The following is a 20,794-nucleotide window of genomic DNA, read 5'->3' as shown; positions in this document are numbered from 1 at the left end:
GCGGCGCCTACGTGTTCCGCGCGGCGAGGACCGCCTGCGTCTGCGTGGTCTGCCCGGCGAGGCGCCCCTGATCGTCGTACACCTCGGTCTGCACGACGATGAAGGAGCCGCCGACGTGCAGCGGCCGGGCCACGGCGCGGGCCGTGCCGGAGCGGACGGCGCGCAGGAAGTTCGTCTTGGACTCGATCGTCGAGGTGATGGCGCCGTCGGGCAGGTTGAGGAACGCGCAGACCGCGCCGACCGTGTCGGTCAGCGACATCACGGCGCCGCCGTGCAGCACGCCGCCCGCCGTGCACAGCTCCGCGGACCACGGCAGGGTGCCCTCCACCCGGTCGGGGCCCGCCTCGTCGAAGGTGATCCCGAGGTGCCCGGCGAAGGGGACGGCGGAAAGCAGTTGGGCACGGGGGTCGTCCTGCGGCAGGGTGTCCGGCATGGGGGGACCTTCCACTGGGGGGCGTGGCGGAGCACCATCGTGCGGCACCACCACCGGGGAGGTCGATTACCTCAGAGGTAAGCCACCGCGAGATCCGGAGACACCCACATGACCGACAACCACCTCGTACGCCCCGCGCGCCGGGAAGACCTGCCGGTGGCCGTCGACACCCTGGCCGACGCCTTCGCCGACTATCCCTTCACGCGGCACGTCGTCGCGGCCGACGACCACCGGGAGCGGGTGCGCGGCCTCCAGGAGCTGTTCCTGACCCGGATCGGCATGGAGTACGGGCAGGTCTGGGTGGCGGAGGAGGGGCGGGCCGTCGCCGTGTGGACCACCCCGGAGCGCGACCCCGGCCCCGGCTTCGCCGAGGTCGGACCCCGCATCGGTGAACTCGCCGGGGACCGCGCGGCGTTCTTCGAGTCGGCAGACCAGGCCCTTGGCTCCTTCCGGCCCCAGCGCCCCGGGTGGTTCCTCGCCACGGTCGGCGTCGATCCGCGGGCGCAGGGGCGGGGGCTCGGCGCGGCCGTGCTCGGGCCGGGGCTCGAAGCCGCCGACCGGGCGGGCCACCCGGCCTTCCTGGAGACGTCGACCGAGCGCAACGTGCGGTTCTACGAGCGGCTCGGCTTCGCCGTCACCGCCGAGGTGACGCTGCCGGACGGCGGCCCGCGGACCTGGTGCATGCTGCGGGAGCCCGCCGCCTGAGACGCCACGCCGCCAAGGCCTGCGGCGCCCTTTGTCCTGTGACTGGAGAAAGTCATGGGTAATTCGCGCTCAAGTTCTTCCCACTCTCGGCAGGCACTGCTACGTTCCCCTCGAAAGCTTGAAGGAAGCCCGTGGACGGCGGCTCGCATACCGACCGCCGGAGGGCAACGGCATGGGAAGCCCGAAGAGGCGGGGAGGGGCGCGTGAGACGTATGACGGCTCGACCCGCCAACGGTCACCAGGCGCGACTGCTCAGACTGTTGCGCGACGGGGGTCCCAACTCCCGTGCGCAACTGGGCGATCAGGTCGACCTCTCACGGTCCAAGCTGGCCGTCGAGGTCGACCGGCTCCTGGAGACCGGCCTCGTGGTGGCCGACGGACTCGCCGCCTCGCGCGGCGGCCGCCGCTCCCACAACATCCGTCTGGCCCCGGCCCTCCGCTTCCTCGGCGTGGACATCGGCGCGACCTCGGTCGACGTCGCGGTCACCAACGCCGAGCTGGAGGTACTCGGTCACATCAACCAGCCCATGGACGTGCGCGAGGGCCCGGTCGCGGTCTTCGAGCAGGTCCTCGCCATGGCGGCCAAGCTGAAGGCCTCCGGGCTCGCGGAAGGGTTCGACGGCGCCGGGATCGGCGTCCCCGGGCCCGTCCGCTTCCCCGAAGGCGTGCCGGTCGCGCCGCCGATCATGCCCGGCTGGGACGGCTTCCCCGTACGGGAGGCCCTCAGCCAGGAACTCGGCTGCCCCGTCATGGTCGACAACGACGTGAACCTCATGGCGATGGGGGAGCAGCACGCGGGCGTGGCCCGTTCCGTGGGCGACTTCCTCTGCGTCAAGATCGGTACCGGCATCGGCTGCGGCATCGTTGTCGGCGGTGAGGTGTACCGCGGGACGACGGGCAGCGCCGGCGACATCGGCCACATCCAGGCCGAGCCGGACGGACGCCCCTGCGCCTGCGGCAACCGGGGCTGCCTGGAGGCATACTTCAGCGGCGCGGCACTCGCCCGCGACGCCGAGGAGGCGGCCAGGGAGGGGCGTTCGGCGGAGCTCGCCACACGGCTCGACGAGACGGGGCGGCTCAGCGCCGTCGACGTCGCGGCGGCGGCCGCCGCCGGCGACCCCACCGCCCTCGACCTCATCCGCGAGGGCGGCAACCGCACCGGCCAGGTCATCGCCGGCCTGGTCAGCTTCTTCAACCCCGGCCTCGTGGTGATCGGCGGCGGTGTGACCGGGCTCGGCCACACGCTGCTCGCCGCGATCCGCACCCAGGTCTACCGCCAGTCGCTGCCCCTGGCGACCGGCAACCTCCCGATCGTCCTCGGTGAGCTGGGACCCACCGCCGGAGTCATCGGCGGCGCCCGGCTCATCAGCGACCACGTGTTCTCACCGGCCTGACCCCGACCCACCCGAACCACCGGTTCGACCGGCACCGGACCACGGCCCCACCAGGGCCACCGGCCGACCGGCAAAGCACGGCACGTGCGGTACGTACGGCACGTGCGGCACGTATGGCATGTACCGCACGCACCTGCGCGTCACCGCACGTGGGAACACCTCACCCAGCACAGCGCCCTGCTCCGCCCTGCCCGCGATCACCCCGCTCCGCCCCGCCTCGCTCCGCCCTGCCCTGAATCCGTCCTGCCCAGCTCCGCCCTGCCCTGCTGCGGCCGCCGCCGATGGGAACCGTCATGGCACCAGAACCACCGCTGCTCACCATGTCCGGCATCACCAAGTCGTTCCCCGGCGTCCGCGCGCTCGACGGCGTCGACCTCCAGGTGCAGGCCGGGGAAGTGCACTGCCTCCTCGGCCAGAACGGCGCCGGGAAGTCCACGCTCATCAAGGTCCTCGCCGGCGCCCACCAGCCCGACGGCGGCGAGATCACCTGGCGCGGCGAACGCACCGCGCTCAAGTCGCCGATCGCCGCCATGCGCCTGGGCGTCGCCACCATCTACCAGGAACTCGACCTGGTGGAGCACCTGTCCGTCGCCGAGAACGTCCACCTCGGACACGAGCCGACCACCGCCGGCTTCGTCGTCCGCGCCCGCGACGCCAAGGCCTCGACCGCCGCCCTGCTCAAACGGCTCGGGCACGGCGAGATCGACCCCGGGCGGCTCGTCGGGGAGCTCTCCGCCGCCCAGCAGCAGATCGTCTCGATGGCCCGCGCGCTCTCCCACGAGGTGCGCCTCATCGTCATGGACGAGCCGTCCGCCGCCCTCGACCCGGACGAGGTCGACAACCTCTTCCGCATCGTCGGCGACCTCACCGCCGACGGCGTCGCCGTCGTCTACATCTCCCACCGCCTGGAGGAGATCCGCCGCATCGGCGACCGCGTCACCGTCCTGAAGGACGGACGCGCCGTCGCGGGCGGCCTGCCCGCGAAGGACACGCCCACCAAGGACCTCGTGGCCCTGATGACGGGCCGCAACCTGGAGTACGTCTTCCCGGACCGGCCGACCGGCCCCCCCGCCGCCGAACCGGTGCTGACCGTACGGGGACTCACCCGCCACGGCGAGTTCGAACCCCTCGACCTCGACCTGCGCCCCGGCGAGATCGTCGGCCTCGCCGGACTCGTCGGCTCGGGACGCTCCGAGATCCTGGAGACGATCTACGGAGCCCGCAAGGCGAGCGCAGGACAGGTGAGCGTGGGCGGGGAGACCCTGCGCCCCGGCAGCGTCCGCGCCGCCGTCCGCGCGGGCCTCGGCCTCGCCCCCGAGGAGCGCAAGGCACAGGCCCTGCTGATGCTGGAGTCCGTCACCCGCAACGTGTCGGTCTCCACCATGTCCCGCTTCTCGCGCGGCGGCTGGGTCGACCGGGGCGCCGAACTGCGGGCCGCGCGCGCCGCCACCCGCGAGCTGTCGCTCCGCCCCGACCAGCCGCACGTCCCCGTGCGCACCCTCTCCGGCGGCAACCAGCAGAAGGCGGTCCTCGCCCGCTGGCTGCTCCGCGGCTGCCGCGTCCTGCTGCTCGACGAGCCCACCCGCGGCGTCGACGTCGGCGCCCGCGCCGAGCTGTACGCGGTGATCCGCCGGCTCGCCGACGACGGCCTCGCCGTCCTCCTCGTCTCCAGCGAGGTGCCCGAGGTGCTCGGCCTCGCCGACCGCGTCCTCGTCCTGCGCGAAGGCCGCGTCGTGCACCGCGCACCCGCCCGTGACCTCGATGAACACCGTGTACTCGACCTCGTCCTCGAAGGGAGCCCGGCGTCATGACCCAGCCCGCCCCGGCGGCCGAGGCCGCCGCCCACAAGACCGCCCCCGCCGACGGCGGCAGCCCCTGGCGCGCCACGCTGGCCCGCGCCGACGTGCGCACGCTCTCGCTGCTCGGCGTGCTCGCCGCGCTGATCCTGATCGGCGGCGTCACCCAGCCCGACTCGTTCCTCGACACCGACAACCTCCAGCTGATCCTCACCCAGGCGTCCGTCATCGGTGTCGTCACCGTCGGCATGACCTTCGTGATCATCTCCGGCGGCATCGACCTGTCCGTCGGCGCGATCGTCGCCCTCGCCTCGGTCTGGGCCACCACCGTCGCCACCCAGGAGTACGGCTTCGCGGGCATCCTCTTCACCGCCGTCGTCGTCGGCATGGGGTGCGGCCTGGTGAACGGCCTGCTCATCGCGTACGGCGGGATGGTGCCGTTCATCGCCACCCTCGCCATGCTGGCGTCGGGCCGCGGCCTGGCCCTCCAGATCACCGACGGCAAGACGCAGATGGTCACCGTCGACGGCGTGCTCAGGCTCGGTGAGCGCGACTCCTACGTCCTCGGCATCCCGCCGCTCGTCCTCGTCTTCGCCGCCGTCACCGTCGTCGGCTGGCTGCTGCTCAACCGCACCACCTTCGGGCGGCGCTCCGTCGCGGTCGGCGGCAACGCCGAGGCGGCGCGCCTGGCCGGCATCGACGTCCGCAGGCAGCGGCTCTACCTGTACCTGCTCTCCGGGCTCTGCTGCGGCATCGCGGCGTTCCTGCTGATCGTCCTCGCCGGTTCGGGACAGAACACCAACGGCAACCTCTACGAACTCGACGCCATCGCCGCCGCGATCATCGGCGGGACCCTGCTCAGCGGCGGCCGGGGCACCATCGTCGGCTCCGTGCTCGGCGTGCTGATCTTCACCACGATCACCAACATCTTCGCGCTCAACAACCTGGAGACCGCGACCCAGCAGATCGCCAAGGGCGCGATCATCGTCGCCGCGGTGCTCGTCCAACGTCGTACGGCCAACAACCACTGAGCTGAGGGGTTCACCATGCCAACCCACACGAGCCGCAGAGGGCTCCTGTTCGGAGCCGCCGCGCTGTCCTCCGGGGCCCTGATCGCCGGATGCACCAGCAACGAGCCGAAGGACGAGGGCTCGGACGACAAGGAACAGCAGGTCGCCGACGACAAGCCCGGCAAGAAGGTCACCATCGGCTTCGCGGGCCCGCAGGCCGACCACGGCTGGCTCAACGCGATCAACGACCAGGCCAAGAAGCGGGCGGAGAAGTACTCCGACGTCACCCTGGAGGCCACCGAGGGCTCCAACGACACCGCGGCCCAGATCGGCCAGGTCGAGACGCTCATCAACAAGAAGGTCGACGTCCTGGTCGTCCTGCCGGCCGACGGCAAGGCGCTCACCCAGGTCGGCCTGAAGGCGATGAAGGCCGGCATCCCCGTCGTCAACCTGGACCGCGTCTTCGCCACCCCGCAGGCCTACCGCTGCTGGATCGGCGGCGACAACTACGGCATGGGCCTCAGCGCCGGTCACTACATCGGCGAGAAGCTGAAGGACAAGAAGAACGCACGCGTGGTGGAGCTCGCCGGGCTCGACAACCTCGAACTCACCAAGCAGCGCAGCAAGGGCTTCGACGACGCCCTGAAGAACTACTCGAACATCGAGAAGGTCGCGCGGCAGGCCGCCGACTTCACCGTCGAGTCCGGCCAGTCGAAGATGTCCCAGCTCCTCCAGGCGCAGAAGAACTTCGACGCCCTGTGGAACCACGACGACGACCAGGGCGTGGGCGCCCTGCGCGCCATCAAGCAGGCCGGGCGCGACGACTTCCTCATGGTCGGCGGGGCCGGCGCGCTCTCCGCCTTCCAGGCCATCGAGGCCGACAACAGCGTCCTGAAGGCCACCGTCCTCTACCCGCCCACCATGGCCGCTTCCGCGATCGACCTCGCGCGCGCCCTCGGGCAGAGCAAGGGCGTCAGCGGCATGGCGGAGTTCGAGATCCCGTCCTTCGTCACCTGCTACTCGGCCGTCGTCGACAAGGACAACGTCGACCAGTACATGTCGACCGGCTTCAAGTGACACGCGCGTCCGTACCCCCCACCGAGCGTCGATCAGGAGGATTACCGCATGCGTGAGCGCGATTCGCGTGGTTCCGAGCAGGGCGGGCCCGACCCCGCGGCAGGGAAGCGGCCGCTGGGGGTGGGCATGGTCGGATACGCCTTCATGGGCGCCGCCCACTCCCAGGGCTGGCGCACCGTGGGGCGCGTCTTCGACCTGCCGGTCGAGCCGGCGCTCGCGGCCGTCTGCGGCCGTGACGCCGACGCCGTCCGCGCCGCCGCCGACCGGCTCGGCTGGGCCGCCGCCGAGACCGACTGGCGGGCCCTGATCGCCAGGGACGACGTCGACCTCGTCGACATCTGCACCCCCGGCGACAGCCACGCGGAGATCGCCATCGCCGCGCTCGACGCGGGCAAGCACGTGCTGTGCGAGAAACCCCTCGCCAACACCGTCGACGAGGCCGAGGCCATGGTCGACGCCGCCGAACGGGCCCGTGCCCGCGGGCAGGTGGCGATGGTCGGCTTCAACTACCGCCGGGTGCCCGCCCTCGCGCTCGCCCGGCGGATGGTCGCCGAAGGACGGCTCGGCGCGCTGCGCCACGTACGCCTGACATACTTGCAGGACTGGCTGGTGGACCCGGAGTTCCCGCTCACCTGGCGGCTGCGGAAGGACCGCGCGGGGTCCGGGGCGCTCGGCGACCTGGGGGCGCACATCGTCGACCTCGCGCAGTTCCTGGTGGGGGAGCAGGTGGCGGGGGTCTCCGCGCTCACCGAGACCTTCGTACGGGAGCGGCCCCTCCTCGACGGGGCGTCCAGCGGGCTCACCGCGGCGGGCGGCGGGCGGCGCGGCACGGTCACGGTGGACGACGCGGCGGTCTTCACCGGCAGGTTCCCCTCGGGGGCGCTGGCCAGCTTCGAGGCGACGCGCTTCGCCGCGGGCCGCAAGAACGCGCTGCGGCTGGAGCTGAACGGCGCCGAAGGATCACTCGCCTTCGACCTGGAGCGCCTCAACGAGCTCTCCTTCCACGACCACACCGAACCCGCCGCCTCCTCCGGCTTCCGCCGCATCCTGGTGACCGAGCCCGACCACCCCTACCTTCAGGCCTGGTGGCCGCCGGGGCACGGCCTCGGCTACGAGCACACCTTCGTGCACCAGGCCCGCGACCTGCTGCTCGCCGTCGCCTCGGGGGCGGGTCCCGCACCCTCCTTCGCCGACGGGCTCTCCGTGCAGCGCGTCCTCGCGGCGGTCGAGGAGAGCGCGGCGAAGAACTCCGTGTACACGAAGGTGCCGGTCTGAGGGCCGGGCCCGCACGCCGGTCCGGTCACCCGCGCACGTCCCGCACATCCCGTACGCCCTGCACGCCTTCCGCTGATCCCCGCCCGATTCCCGCCCGAGGAGGCCCCGGTCATGCCCCGTAGGTTCACGCTCTTCACCGGTCAGTGGGCCGATCTGCCGCTCGAAGAGGTGTGCGGCCTCGCCCGCGACTTCGGCTACGACGGCCTCGAACTCGCCTGCTGGGGCGACCACTTCGAGGTCGACAAGGCGATCGCCGACCCCGCCTACCTGGACGGCAGGCACGCCCTGCTCGACAAGTACGGGCTCAAGTGCTGGGCCATCTCCAACCACCTCGTCGGCCAGGCCGTCTGCGACGCGATCATCGACGAGCGGCACCAAGCGATCCTGCCCGCCCGCGTCTGGGGCGACGGCGAGGCGGAGGGCGTGCGGCAGCGGGCCGCCGCCGAGATGGAGGACACGGCACGGGCCGCCGCCGCCTTCGGCGTCGACACCGTCGTGGGCTTCACCGGTTCCTCGATCTGGCATCTGGTCGCGATGTTCCCGCCGGCCCCGGAGTCCATGATCGAACGGGGCTACGAGGACTTCGCCGAGCGCTGGAACCCCATCCTGGACGTCTTCGACCAGCACGGCGTGCGCTTCGCCCACGAGGTGCACCCCTCCGAGATCGCCTACGACTACTGGACCACCAAGAAGGCCCTGGAGGCGGTCAACCACCGCGCCGCCTTCGGCCTCAACTTCGATCCCTCGCACTTCGTCTGGCAGGACCTCGACCCGGTCGGGTTCCTCTATGACTTCCGGGACCGCATCTACCACGTCGACTGCAAGGAGGCCCGGCGCCGCCTGGACGGCCGCAACGGCCGCCTCGGCTCCCACCTGCCGTGGGGCGACCCGCGGCGCGGCTGGGACTTCGTGTCGGCCGGACACGGGGACGTGCCGTGGGAGGACGTCTTCCGCATGCTGCGCTCCATCGCGTACGAGGGGCCGGTCTCGGTGGAGTGGGAGGACGCGGGCATGGACCGCCTCCAGGGCGCCCCCGAGGCCCTCAAGCGCCTCAAGGCGTACGACTTCGACGCCCCGACGGCGTCCTTCGACGCGGCGTTCGGCGGCTCCGACTGACCGGCCCGCGTGTGGTTTGTCCAGCGAAGGGAAAAAGTTCAACTTCAATGCTGCGCAAGGGCTTTCCGCCCGGGACAAACGTGGCTACCGTCCCTGAGATGTACAGGACATGAACTGACCGGGGTGACGGCGCACCCCGGAGCACGGCGCAAGCACCCGCGTACGACCGTCCCCCATTCCGGAGGAACTTCCGTGCACAGGAAACGCCTGAGACTCCGCACAACCCTCGCCCTGGTCACCGGCACGCTGCTCACCGGCGCCTCACTGGCCATCGCCGTACCGCAAGCCGGTGCCGCCCCCGCGGAGCCGGCCGCGGCGGCCGCACCCGCCGCCGAGGACTTCCAGCAGGTCACCCTCGCCAAGGGCGAGGCGGAGACGGGCGAGCCGATGACGCTCGCCGTGCTCCCCGACCGCTCGGTCCTGCACACCTCCCGCGACGGGACGCTGCGCCTGACCGACTCCGCGGGCAACACCAAGATCGCGGGCAAGATACCGGTCTACTCGCACGACGAGGAGGGCCTCCAGGGCGTCGGCATCGACCCGGACTTCAAGGACAACCGGGCGATCTTCCTCTACTACGCGCCACCGCTCGACACCCCGGCCGGTGATGCCCCGGAGAACGGCACGGCCGAGGACTTCAAGAAGTTCGACGGCGTCAACCGGCTCTCCCGCTTCGTCCTCAAGGCCGACGGCACCCTGGACAACGCCAGCGAGAAGAAGGTCCTCGACGTCCCCGCGAGCCGCGGCACCTGCTGCCACGTCGGCGGCGACATCGACTTCGACAAGGACGGCAACCTCTACCTGTCGACCGGCGACGACTCCAACCCCTTCGCCTCCGACGGCTTCACGCCCATCGACGAGCGCCCCACCCGCAACCCGGCCTTCGACGCCCGGCGCAGCGCGGGCAACACCAACGACCTGCGCGGCAAGATCCTGCGCGTGAAGGTCGCCGAGGACGGCAGCTACACCATCCCCGACGGCAACCTCTTCGCCGAGGGCACCGCGAAGACCCGCCCCGAGATCTACGCGATGGGCTTCCGCAACCCGTTCCGGATGAGCGTCGACAAGCCGACCGGCATCGTCTACGTCGGTGACTACGGCCCCGACGCGGGCGCCGCCGACCCCAAGCGCGGCCCCGCCGGACAGGTCGAGTTCGCCCGCGTGACCAAGCCCGGCAACTTCGGCTGGCCCTTCTGCACCGGCAAGAACGACCCTTACGTCGACTACGACTTCGCCAGCGGCGCCTCCGGTGAGACCTTCGACTGCGCGGCCCCGAAGAACGACTCGCCGCACAACACCGGCCTCACCGAGCTGCCGCCCGCCCAGGAAGCGTGGATTCCGTATGACGGCGGCTCCGTCCCCGAGCTCGGCACGGGCTCCGAGTCCCCCATGGGCGGCCCGGTCTACCGCTACGACGCCGACAACACCTCGCCCGTGAAGTTCCCCGAGGCCTACGACGGCGACTTCTTCGCCGGCGAGTTCGGCCGCCGCTGGATCAAGCGCATCGAGCACGGCTCGGACGGCGCCGTGCAGTCCATCAACCCCTTCCCGTGGACGGGAACCCAGGTGATGGACATGGAGTTCGGCCCCGACGGCGCGCTCTACGTCCTCGACTACGGCACCGCCTGGTTCGGCGGCGACGAGAACTCCGGGCTCTTCCGCATCGAGAACGCCACCGACGGCCACTCACCGGTCGTCGAGGCGAGCGCGTCGAAGACCAGCGGCCAGGCCCCGCTGCGCACCAGGTTCACGGCCAAGGCCACGGACGCCGACGGCGGCGCCCTGACCTACGCCTGGGACTTCGGCGACGGCGGCAAGTCCACCCAGCAGAACCCCACCCACACGTACAAGAAGAACGGTGTCCACACCGCCACGGTGACCGTCAAGGACTCCACCGGACGCACCGGCTCCGCCAGCGCGCACATCACCGTCGGCAACACCGCGCCCAAGGTCACCCTGGAGCTTCCCGGTGACGGCCAGCTGTTCACCTTCGGCGACAAGGTGCCCTTCAAGGTGAAGGTCACCGATCCCGAGGACGGCGCCTCCGGCCCCATCGACTGCGCCAAGGTCAAGGTCACTCACATCCTCGGCCACGACAGCCACGGCCACCCCGTCACCTCCGCCAACGGCTGCTCGGGCACCATCCAGACCTCCGCGGACGGTGAGCACGACCCGAACGCCAACATCTTCGGGGTCTTCGACGCCGAGTACACCGACAAGGGCGCCAACGGCCAGCCCGCGCTGACCACCCACGACCAGAACGTCGTCCAGCCCAAGCACCGCCAGGGCGAGCACTACAACGACTCCAAGGGCGTCACCGTCACCAACCACACCCCCGCTCACGGCGGCAAGACGGTCGGTGACATCCACAACGGCGACTGGATCAGCTTCGAGCCGTACATCCTCGGCAACGCCACCAAGCTGACCGCCCGGGTCGCGTCCGACGGCGCCGGCGGCACCCTGGAGGTCCGCAGCGGCTCCGTGAAGGGCAGGCTGCTCGGCACCGCCAAGGTCACGCCGACCGGCGGATGGGAGACGTACGCCGACGTCAGCACCACGATCAAGCGTCCGCCCACCAAGACGACCACGCTCTACCTGGTCTTCAGGGGCAAGGGCTCCGGGGCGCTCTACGACGTCGACGACTTCACCTTCACGACGGCCGCCACGACCAAGGCCGCCCCCGGCAAGGCTTCCGACTGAGAGGGGAGTGACCACCATGCGCGGACGAGCTCGGCTTCTCACCGCAACGGCGGCGGCCGCTCTGCTCATCGGATGCGTGTCGGGCCCGGCGGCCTCCGAGCCCAGCCGGACGACGGGAACGGGAACGGGAAAGGAGCAGGAGCGGGGGCACGGCGGCAAGGCGGGTGAACGGGTGCTCGTCTTCTCCAAGACGGCGGGCTTCCGGCACGACTCGATCCCGACCGGCGTCGAGACCGTCAAGGAACTCGGCGCGGAGAACGGCTTCACCGTCGACGCCACCGAGGACGCCAGGGCCTTCACCGGCAAGAACCTCAGCCGCTACGACGCCGTCGTCTGGCTCTCCACCACCGGCGACGTCCTCGACGCCACCCAGCAGCGCGCCTTCGAGCGGTACGTCCGGGGCGGCGGCGCCTACGTCGGCGTGCACGCCGCTGCCGACACCGAGTACGACTGGCCCTTCTACGGTGGGCTCGCGGGCGCGTACTTCCAGTCGCACCCCGCGATCCAGCGGGCCGAGGTCCACGTCGAGGACCACGCCCACCCGGCCACCGCCCATCTGGGCAGCGGCGCCTGGGAGCGCACCGACGAGTGGTACAACTACCGCTCCAACCCGCGTGACCGGGCCCGCGTCCTGGCCACCCTCGACGAGTCGTCGTACAGCGGCGGCAGCATGTCGGGCGACCACCCGATCGCCTGGTGCCAGGACTACCAGGGTGGCCGTTCCTTCTACACGGGCGGCGGCCACACCAAGGAGTCCTACGCCGAACCGGCCTTCCGCCGGCACCTCCTCGGCGGCATCCGCTGGGCGGTCGGCGCCGCCCAGGCGGACTGCCGGCCCGAGAAGGGCTACACGCCGATCTTCGACGGAACGGCGGCCTCACTGGACGGCTGGAAACAGGCGGGCCCCGGCTCCTTCGCCCTGAAGGAGGACGACGGCACGCTGTCGACGGTCGGCGGTATGGGCATGCTCTGGTACGACCGGCGCGAGCTGGGTTCGTACTCGCTCAAGCTCGACTGGCGGATGGCCGGGGACGACAACTCCGGCATCTTCGTCGGCTTCCCGTCCTCCGACGACCCCTGGTCGGCCGTCGACAACGGCTACGAGATCCAGATCGACGCCACGGACGTCCCCGAGAAGACGACGGGCTCCGTCTACGGCTTCCGCTCCGCCGACCTCAAGAAGCGCGACAAGGCGCTGAACCCGCCGGGGGAGTGGAACACCTACGAGATCCGCGTCGAGGGCGAACGCCTTCGCGTCTACCTCAACGGTGTCAAGATCAACGATTTCACCAACACCGATCCGGCGCGCAGCCTGCGCCAGGGCCACATCGGCATCCAGAACCACGGTGACTCCGATGAGGTCTCCTTCCGCGACATCCGCGTGAAGGACCTGCCCTCCGCGCCGGCTCCCGCTCCCTCCGCCCCGAAGCCCGGCTCGGGAGGGGGCCGCTAGACGACGGCGGGCGGAGGACGCCGGACCTCCGCCCGCCGTCTTGACCCGGCGGTTCCGGCGACGGGCGGTCCCGGCGACGGAGCGGTTCCGGCGACGGGCGGTTCCGGGCCGGGCCCCGGGCCCCTCCACCTCACTGACCTCTCTCCGCGTCCCCTGGACCCCTCTCCGTATCCCCTGGGCCTCTCTCCGTGTCCCCTACACCATCTGTACCTCTACGTCATCTGTACCTCACGTCGCGTGTTCCTCGCGTCATGGCAGGAGGCATCCATGTCCACTTCCGCGCTCTCCCCCTCTCCCGTCGGCGTCTGGCTGATCGGCGCCCGCGGCTCGGTAGCGACCACCGCCGTCGCGGGGTGCGCGGCCGTGGCCGCCGGTCTGCACCCACCCGTCGGCATGGTCACGGAGACCCCGCCTTTCGCGGACTGCGGCCTGCCAACGTTGTCGTCACTGGTCTTCGGCGGCCACGACACCGCGAACTGCCCCCTGCCCAAGCGCGCCGAGGAACTCGCCGCGGGCGGCGTCCTGCCGCACGGCCTCCCCGCGGCCGTCCGCGCCGAACTCACCGCCGCCGACGCCGAGATACGCCCCGGCGGCCCCCTGCCGGGCGACACCCGCACCGACGAGGAACTGATCACCGCCTTCGCGCACGACCTGCGCGACTTCACCCACCGCCGGGGCCTGGCACGCACGGTCGTGGTGAACGTGGCTTCCACGGAACCGCTGGGCGCCGGGGCTGGTGGGGTTGACGGGACTGGTGGTGGCCGGGCCGGGGCTGCGGCTTCGAGGGGGGGTGTGGCCTCGGCTGATCGGGGCGTGGGATCTCGCGGCGGGGGTGAGTACTCGGCGGGAGGTTCCGGCGACGGCGACGGCGGCGTGGGCGGGGCGGGCGACGGGGGCGGGGCGAGGCGGCGGCTGCCCGCCAGCTCGCTCTATGCGGCGGCGGCGCTCAGGGCCGACTGCCCCTACGTGAACTTCACCCCCTCCACGGGCCTGCACCATCCCGGCCTGGCCGAGGCGGCACTCGCCGCCGGGCTGCCCCACGCCGGACGTGACGGCAAGACGGGCCAGACCCTGCTGCGGTCGGTGCTCGGCCCGATGTTCGCCCAACGCGCGCTCGCCGTACGCGCCTGGTCCGGCACCAACCTCCTCGGCGGCGGTGACGGCGCCGCCCTCGCCGACCCCGCCGCCGCGGCGGCCAAGAACGCCGGCAAGGAACGCGTACTCGCCGACACCCTCGGCGCCGCCCCCGAAGGCCAGGTCCACATCGACGACGTCCCCTCTCTCGGTGACTGGAAGACCGCCTGGGACCACATCGCCTTCGACGGCTTCCTCGGCGCCCGCATGGTGTTGCAGACCACCTGGCAGGGCTGTGACTCCGCCCTCGCGGCACCCCTGATCCTCGACCTGGCCCGCCTGACCGCCCGAGCCCACGAATGCGGCGTCGCAGGGCCCCTGCCGGAGCTGGCCTTCTACTTCAAGGACCCGGACGCCGGTGCGCCCGCGGCCCTGGGCGAGCAGCACACGGCCCTGCTCGGCCTCGCCGACCGCTTCCGGGACGCCCGGTGACCGCCGCCCGCGACTGGGCCGAACTGCTCCGCCTCCCCGCCCTGTTCACCGTCCCCGGCGACGCCTTCGCCGGCGCGGCGACGACCGGCCTGGCGCCCAACCACCGCACCCTCCTCGCCCTCACCTCCTCCCTCTGCCTGTACGAAGCCGGCATGGCCCTCAACGACTGGGCCGACCGGGCGGAGGACGCCGTCGAACGCCCCGAACGCCCGCTGCCCTCCGGCCGCATCGCCCCGCCCGCGGCCCTGGCTGCGGCCACCGCGCTCACCGCCGCGGGCCTCACCGCCGCCGCCCGCGCCGGCCGCCCGGCCCTCGCGGTGGCGGGCGCCCTCGCGGGCACCGTCTGGGCCTACGACCTGGGCCTGAAGCACACTCCCGCCGGCCCGGCAGCCATGGCCGCCGCCCGAGGACTGGACCTCCTCCTCGGCGCGACCGCCACGGCAGGCCCGGACGACCGCCGACGGGCCACGGCGGCGCTGCCCTCCGCCACGGCCCTCGCCACGCACACCCTCGCGGTCACGGTGGTCTCCCGCCGCGAGGCCCAGGGCGGCTCATCGACCGCCCCCCTCGCCGCGCTGGCGGTCGCCGGGACGGTGGGCCGCCTCGTGAGCGGGGGAGGCCTCCGCACCCGCGCGCCCGGCGCCGACACCGGCACTCGCGTCACGCCACGCCGAGCCCTGCGCGCCGCCCTCGCCCTGGCCTACGTCGGCACCGCCGCCAAGCCTCTCTTCCACGCGGCGCTCAACCCCTCACCTCCGCTCACCCAACGGGCCGTCGGCGGTGGTATCCGCGCCATGATCCCGCTCCAGGCGGCGCTCGCCGCCCGGTCCGGAGCCGTGGGAACCGCCCTGTTCACCGCCGCCCTCGCCCCGGCCGCCCGCAGGTTCGCACGGAAGGTGAGCGTCACATGAGCGACACCGACCCCCGCCCGCCCGACGGCCGTCTCGCCGGTCCTGCCGGTGGCCGTCTCGCCGGGCCTGCCGATGGCCGTTCCGCTGGTCCTGCCGGTGGCCGTCTCGCCGGGCCCGTCGACGGCCGTCCCGCCGGACCCACCGACGGCCGTCCCACCGACGACCGCCCCACCGACGGCCGTCCCACCGGCGACCGCCCCACCGACGGCCGTCCCGGCGGGATCCGCTTCGGCTATGGCACCAACGGCCTCACCGACCTTCGTCTCGACGACGCCCTCGGCCTCCTCGCCGACCTCGGCTACGAGGGTGTCGGACTCACCCTCGACCACATGCACCTCGACCCCCTCGCCCCCGGCCTCGCCGACCGCACCCGTCACGTGGCCCGCAGCCTCGACCGCCGCGGTCTGACCGCCACCGTCGAGACCGGCGCCCGCTACGTCCTCGACCCGCGCCGCAAACACGGCCCCTCCCTCCTCGACCCCGATCCGGACCGCCGAGCCCAACGCGTCCGGCTGCTGATCCGTGCCGTCCAGGTCGCCGCCGACCTGAACGCCCACGCCGTGCACTGCTTCAGCGGCATCACCCCCGCCCACACGTCCGACGACACCGCATGGCAGCGGCTGGCCGACGCCCTCGGCCCCGTCCTGGACGCCGCCGCCACCGCAGGCGTCCCGCTCGCCGTCGAACCCGAGCCCGGCCACCTCCTCTCCTCGCTCGCCGACTTCCACCGACTCCGAACCGAACTCGGCGCCCCCGACCCCGGCCTCCTCGGCCTCACCCTCGACATCGGCCACTGCCAGTGCCTCGAACCGCTCCCCCCCGCCGACTGCGTACGCGCCGCCGCTCCCTGGCTGCACCACGTCCAGATCGAGGACATGCGCCGCGGCGTCCACGAGCACCTGCCCTTCGGCGATGGGGAGATCGACTTCCCGCCCGTCCTCGAAGCCCTGGCCGCCACCGGCTACCGAGGCCTGACGGTCGTCGAACTGCCCCGCCACTCCCACGCCGGGCCGCAGCTCGCCACGGAGTCCATCGCGTTCCTGCGCGAGGCCGTGGCCCCGGGGCGACGAAACGGGGTTCTCGCCTCGGCCGAAGGAGGAACACCGTGACCGACACCCCCGGGGTCGCCGCCCTCCGCACGCGTCTCGAAGCCGACCTCGGCGGAGCCGCCCGTGCCTGGCTCGACCAGGCAGTCGCCGAAGCCGCGGCCCACGCCCGGCGTCCGGAGCAGCCGACGCGGGGGCCGATGCCCACGTGGGAGCTGCGGCTCGCCGAAGCCGGGCGGCGCTGCGGGGCCGACCACGCCGACGCCGCCCGCGTCCTGCTCCTGCACGCGGCGTCCGCGGACCCGGCCACCCTCGCCCGCGTCTACGGTCAGGGCACCGCCCCCGAGCGTCGTGCCGTGCTCCGCGCCCTGCCGCACCTGGTGCCGGGGCCCGAAGCCCTGCCGCTGGTCGAGGACGCCCTGCGGACCAATGACACACGGCTCGTCGCGGCGGCCGTGGGCCCGTACGCCGCGCGGCACCTGGCTCCGCACGACTGGCGCCACGCCGTCCTGAAGTGCCTGTTCACCGGTGTCCCCGTGGACGCCGTCGCCGATCTTCCCCGGCGGGCCCGAGGCGACAGGGAGCTCGCCCGCATGCTCACCGACTTCGCGGGTGAACGCACCGCGGCCGGGCGCGCCGTACCCGACGACCTGCGCCGCGTGCTGTCCCTCACCGACCCGGCGGGCGCTGCGGCCCCGACCGCGCCCTCCGGCCCTGTGGCCCCTTCGACCGGCGAGGAGTAAGAGCCCCGATGCGCATCTTCGACCCCCACATCCACATGACGTCCCGCACCACCGACGACTACGAGGCGATGTACGCGGCGGGCGTCCGCGCGGTGGTGGAACCGGCCTTCTGGCTCGGCCAGCCCCGCACCTCCCCCGCCTCCTTCTTCGACTACTTCGACTCCCTCCTCGGCTGGGAACCCTTCCGCGCCGCCCAGTACGGCATCGCCCACCACTGCACGATCGCCCTCAACCCCAAAGAGGCGAACGACCCGCGCTGCACACCGGTCCTCGACGAACTGCCGCGCTATCTCGTCAAGGACAACGTCGTCGCCGTGGGCGAGATCGGCTACGACTCCATGACGCCGGCCGAGGACACCGCGCTCGCGACCCAGCTGCAGCTCGCGGCCGATCACGAGCTGCCCGCTCTCGTGCACACTCCGCACCGGGACAAGCTCACGGGCCTGCGGCGCACCATCGACGTCGTGCGGGAGTCCGCCCTGCCGCTGGACCGCGTCCTGATCGACCACCTCAACGAGACCACTGTGAAGGAGGCCAAGGACAGCGGCTGCTGGCTCGGCTTCTCCGTCTACCCCGACACCAAGATGGACGAGGACAGGATGGTCGCCATCCTCCGGGACTTCGGGCCCGAACGGGTCCTGGTCAACTCCGCCGCGGACTGGGGCAAGAGCGACCCCCTCAAGACCCGCAAGGTCGCCGACGCCATGCTCGCGGTGGGCTACGACGAGGACGACGTCGACCTGGTGCTGTGGCGCAACCCCGTCGCCTTCTACGGGCTCAGCGGCCGCCTCGCCCTCGACGTCACCGGCACCGACGCCACCCACGAGGGCAACTCCATCCTGCGCGGCGGTGCGTGAACCATGCGCTTCCGGCACCCCGACGGCTCCACCGTCCACCTCGCGTACTGCACCAACGTCCATCCGGCCGAGACCCTGGACGGAGTCGTCGCCCAGCTCCGCGACCACTGCGAACCCGTGCGCAAGAGGCTCGGCAGGGACCGCATCGGCATCGGACTGTGGCTCGCCAAGGACGCCGCCCGCGCCCTCGTCACCGACCCGTCGGCGCTGCGCGGCCTGCGCACCGAACTCGACCGGCGCGGCCTCGAAGTCGTCACCCTCAACGGTTTCCCGTATGAGGGCTTCGGCGACGACGAGGTCAAATACCGCGTCTACAAGCCGGACTGGACCGACCCCGAACGGCTCACCCACACCACGGACCTCGCCCGGCTGCTCGCCTCCCTGCTCCCCGACGACGTCACCGAAGGCACCATCTCCACCCTTCCGCTCGCCTGGCGGACGCCCTTCGACGCCGGCCGCGCCGAGTCCGCCCGCACCGCCCTCACCGCGCTCGCGCAGCGCCTCGACGCCCTCGCGGAGCTGACCGGCCGCTCCATCCGCGTCGGACTCGAACCCGAGCCGGGCTGCACCGTCGAGACGACCGCCGACGCCATCGCCCCCCTCGCCGCTGTCGGGCACGACCGCATCGGCGTGTGCGTCGACACCTGCCACCTCGCCACCTCCTTCGAAGATCCCGCCACCGCCCTCGACGCCCTGACCACTGCGGGCGTCCCCGTCGTCAAATCCCAGCTCTCCGCCGCCCTGCACGCCGAACACCCCCACCTCCCCGAGGTGCGCGAGGCACTCGCCGCCTTCGACGAGCCCCGCTTCCTCCACCAGACCCGCACCCTGACCGCCACCGGCCTGCGCGGCACCGACGACCTCGGCGAGGCCCTGTCCTCCGGCGCGCTGCCCGACACGGGCCCCTGGCGCGCCCACTTCCACGTCCCGCTCCACGCGGCCCCCGCCGCGCCGCTCACCTCCACACTCCCCGTACTGCGGGACGCCCTCGCCCGGCTCGTCGGCGGGCCCGCACCCCTCACCCGCCACCTGGAGGTCGAGACCTACACCTGGCAGGCCCTGCCGCCCGCGCTCCGCCCCCGCGGCCGCTCCCAGCTCGCCGAGGGCATCGCCGCGGAGCTCACCCTCGCCCGCGACCTCCTGACGGACCTCGGCCTGAAGGAACTCCCATGAGCCAGCTCACCCACGGCCGGCACGGTCGGCCCACCCCCCTTCTCGTCCTGGACGTCGTCGGCCTCACCCCGCGTCTCCTCGACCACATGCCGCATCTGAAGGCGCTCGGCCAGTCCGGCTCCCGGGCGCCGCTCGGCACCGTCCTGCCCGCCGTCACCTGCGCCGCCCAGTCCACCTTCCTCACCGGCACCACCCCCTCCGAGCACGGCATCGTCGGCAACGGCTGGTACTTCCGCGAACTCGGCGACGTACTGCTGTGGCGCCAGCACAACGGCCTGGTCGCCGGCGACAAGCTGTGGGACGCCGCCCGCCGCGCGCATCCCGGCTACACCGTCGCCAACATCTGCTGGTGGTACGCGATGGGGGCGGACACCGACTACACCGTCACCCCCCGCCCCGTCTACTACGCCGACGGCCGCAAGGAACCCGACTGCTACACCCGGCCCCCCGAGCTCCACGACGAGCTGACGGACAAGCTCGGCACCTTCCCGCTCTTCCACTTCTGGGGCCCCGGCGCCGACCTCGTGTCCAGCCGGTGGATCGTGGACGCGACCCGGCACATCATCGACACCCGCGACCCCGACCTGGCCCTGTGCTACCTCCCCCACCTCGACTACGACCTGCAGCGCTTCGGCCCCGACGACCCACGCTCCTTCCGGGCCGCCGCCGACCTGGACGCGACCCTCGCCCCACTCCTCGACGACGCCCGGGCCGAGGGCCGCACCGTGGTCGCCCTCTCCGAGTACGGCATCACGCGGGTGAACCGCTCCGTCGACATCAACCGCGTGCTGCGCCGCGCCGGGCTGCTCGACGTGCACACCCAGGACGGCATGGAATACCTCGACCCGATGGCCTCCCGCGCCTTCGCCGTCGCCGACCACCAGATCGCCCACGTTTACGTCCGCCGCCCCGAGGACCTCGAAGCCACCCGCGCCGCACTCGCCGACGTGCCCGGCATCGAGCGGCTCCTGGACGACGAGGGCAAGAAGGCGCATCAGCTCGACCACCCCCGCGCCGGCGAGCTCGTCGCCGTCGCGGAGCCCGACGCCTGGTTCACGTACTACTACTGGCTCGACGACGACCGTGCGCCCGACTTCGCGCAGCTCGTCGAGATCCACCGCAAACCCGGCTACGACCCCGTCGAACTCTTCATGGACCCCGAGGACCCCTACGTCCGCGTGAGGGCGGCGAGCGCGCTGGCCCGCAAGAAACTCGGCATGCGCTACCGCATGGCGGTCGTGCCCCTGGACCCCTCACCTATTCGCGGCAGCCACGGCCGCCTCCCCACGAACGAGGACGAAAGTCCGCTCATCCTGTGCTCCACCCCCCGCGCCGTCGCCGGCCGCGTCGCGGCCACCGATGTGAAATCGCTCCTGCTCCACCTCGCGGGCCTGCAGTGAGAGGCCGCGCGTCGCTGAAGTCACCTGGTTCCCACTGAACCAGAGGGTCCGGGCCCTGCCATCAGGGTCCGGCCCCGAGTGATCCCTGATGCGTTCTTCGAACCCATCCCCGACCCATCCCCGACACGACCCCGACCCC

17 protein-coding genes are annotated in these 20,794 nt (G+C 72.4%); 16 read left to right on the top strand and 1 reads right to left on the bottom strand.

Annotated elements, in window-relative coordinates; translation table 11 throughout:
• Window positions 1–7 precede the first annotated feature (7 nt).
• The gene (locus DCW30_RS23865; protein ID WP_062777570.1) at window positions 8–433 is read right to left on the bottom strand and encodes a PaaI family thioesterase; all 426 of its coding nucleotides are present in this window, start codon (window positions 431–433) and stop codon (window positions 8–10) included.
• Window positions 434–541: 108 nt separating this feature from the next.
• Here DCW30_RS23865 and DCW30_RS23860 point away from each other — a divergent pair, with 108 nt between their 5' ends.
• The 16 genes from DCW30_RS23860 to DCW30_RS23785 all read left to right on the top strand — a co-directional run bounded on the left by DCW30_RS23860 (window position 542) and on the right by DCW30_RS23785 (window position 20,655).
• Window positions 542–1,138, top strand: coding sequence for a GNAT family N-acetyltransferase (locus DCW30_RS23860; protein ID WP_062777568.1), 597 nt, complete (start codon window positions 542–544; stop codon window positions 1,136–1,138).
• 212 nt (window positions 1,139–1,350) lie between these two features.
• Complete coding sequence (locus DCW30_RS23855) at window positions 1,351–2,532, top strand: ROK family transcriptional regulator (RefSeq protein ID WP_076683369.1); 1,182 nt, start codon at window positions 1,351–1,353, stop codon at window positions 2,530–2,532.
• A gap of 293 nt (window positions 2,533–2,825) precedes the next feature.
• Complete coding sequence (locus DCW30_RS23850) at window positions 2,826–4,343, top strand: sugar ABC transporter ATP-binding protein (RefSeq protein ID WP_076683367.1); 1,518 nt, start codon at window positions 2,826–2,828, stop codon at window positions 4,341–4,343.
• Window positions 4,340–5,359 (top strand): ABC transporter permease, encoded by a 1,020-nt coding sequence (locus DCW30_RS23845; RefSeq protein ID WP_076683365.1) that lies wholly within the window; start codon window positions 4,340–4,342, stop codon window positions 5,357–5,359. The genes DCW30_RS23850 and DCW30_RS23845 overlap by 4 nt, the downstream gene beginning before the upstream one ends.
• Window positions 5,360–5,374: 15 nt before the next feature.
• Window positions 5,375–6,415, top strand: coding sequence for a substrate-binding domain-containing protein (locus DCW30_RS23840; protein WP_076683363.1), 1,041 nt, complete (start codon window positions 5,375–5,377; stop codon window positions 6,413–6,415).
• 48 nt (window positions 6,416–6,463) lie between these two features.
• Window positions 6,464–7,690, top strand: a complete 1,227-nt coding sequence (locus tag DCW30_RS23835; protein WP_076683361.1) for a Gfo/Idh/MocA family protein — start codon at window positions 6,464–6,466, stop codon at window positions 7,688–7,690.
• Window positions 7,691–7,801: 111 nt separating this feature from the next.
• Window positions 7,802–8,806, top strand: a complete 1,005-nt coding sequence (locus DCW30_RS23830) for a sugar phosphate isomerase/epimerase family protein (protein WP_076683359.1) — start codon at window positions 7,802–7,804, stop codon at window positions 8,804–8,806.
• Between the two features lie 192 nt (window positions 8,807–8,998).
• Entirely contained in the window at window positions 8,999–11,506 is a 2,508-nt protein-coding gene (locus DCW30_RS23825; protein WP_076683357.1) for a PQQ-dependent sugar dehydrogenase, read from the top strand.
• Between the two features lie 16 nt (window positions 11,507–11,522).
• Complete coding sequence (locus DCW30_RS23820) at window positions 11,523–12,959, top strand: ThuA domain-containing protein (protein WP_076688627.1); 1,437 nt, start codon at window positions 11,523–11,525, stop codon at window positions 12,957–12,959.
• Between the two features lie 267 nt (window positions 12,960–13,226).
• A complete protein-coding gene (locus tag DCW30_RS23815; RefSeq protein WP_076683355.1) occupies window positions 13,227–14,525 on the top strand; it encodes an inositol-3-phosphate synthase in 1,299 nt (432 codons plus the stop codon).
• Window positions 14,522–15,436 carry an SCO3242 family prenyltransferase gene (locus tag DCW30_RS23810; protein ID WP_076683353.1) on the top strand — a complete coding sequence of 305 codons (915 nt, stop codon included), beginning with the start codon at window positions 14,522–14,524 and terminating at the stop codon, window positions 15,434–15,436. Before DCW30_RS23815 ends, DCW30_RS23810 begins: the two co-directional genes overlap by 4 nt.
• The gene (locus tag DCW30_RS23805) at window positions 15,433–16,545 is read left to right on the top strand and encodes a sugar phosphate isomerase/epimerase family protein (RefSeq protein ID WP_237283330.1); all 1,113 of its coding nucleotides are present in this window, start codon (window positions 15,433–15,435) and stop codon (window positions 16,543–16,545) included. Before DCW30_RS23810 ends, DCW30_RS23805 begins: the two co-directional genes overlap by 4 nt.
• Window positions 16,542–17,225, top strand: coding sequence for an EboA domain-containing protein (locus DCW30_RS23800; protein WP_076683351.1), 684 nt, complete (start codon window positions 16,542–16,544; stop codon window positions 17,223–17,225). Before DCW30_RS23805 ends, DCW30_RS23800 begins: the two co-directional genes overlap by 4 nt.
• A gap of 8 nt (window positions 17,226–17,233) precedes the next feature.
• A complete protein-coding gene (locus tag DCW30_RS23795; RefSeq protein ID WP_076683349.1) occupies window positions 17,234–18,082 on the top strand; it encodes a TatD family hydrolase in 849 nt (282 codons plus the stop codon).
• 3 nt (window positions 18,083–18,085) lie between these two features.
• A complete protein-coding gene (gene eboE, locus DCW30_RS23790) occupies window positions 18,086–19,255 on the top strand; it encodes a metabolite traffic protein EboE (RefSeq protein WP_076683347.1) in 1,170 nt (389 codons plus the stop codon).
• Window positions 19,252–20,655: an alkaline phosphatase family protein gene (locus DCW30_RS23785; RefSeq protein ID WP_076683345.1), complete on the top strand. Its 1,404-nt coding sequence runs from the start codon at window positions 19,252–19,254 to the stop codon at window positions 20,653–20,655. The genes eboE and DCW30_RS23785 overlap by 4 nt, the downstream gene beginning before the upstream one ends.
• Window positions 20,656–20,794: the final 139 nt, after the last annotated feature.

The organism is Streptomyces alfalfae (genome assembly GCF_004127445.1).
Lineage (GTDB): Bacteria > Actinomycetota > Actinomycetes > Streptomycetales > Streptomycetaceae > Streptomyces > Streptomyces alfalfae.
Note: the sequence above shows the minus strand (reverse complement) of the source record. Positions and strands in the feature narration are given on the sequence as shown.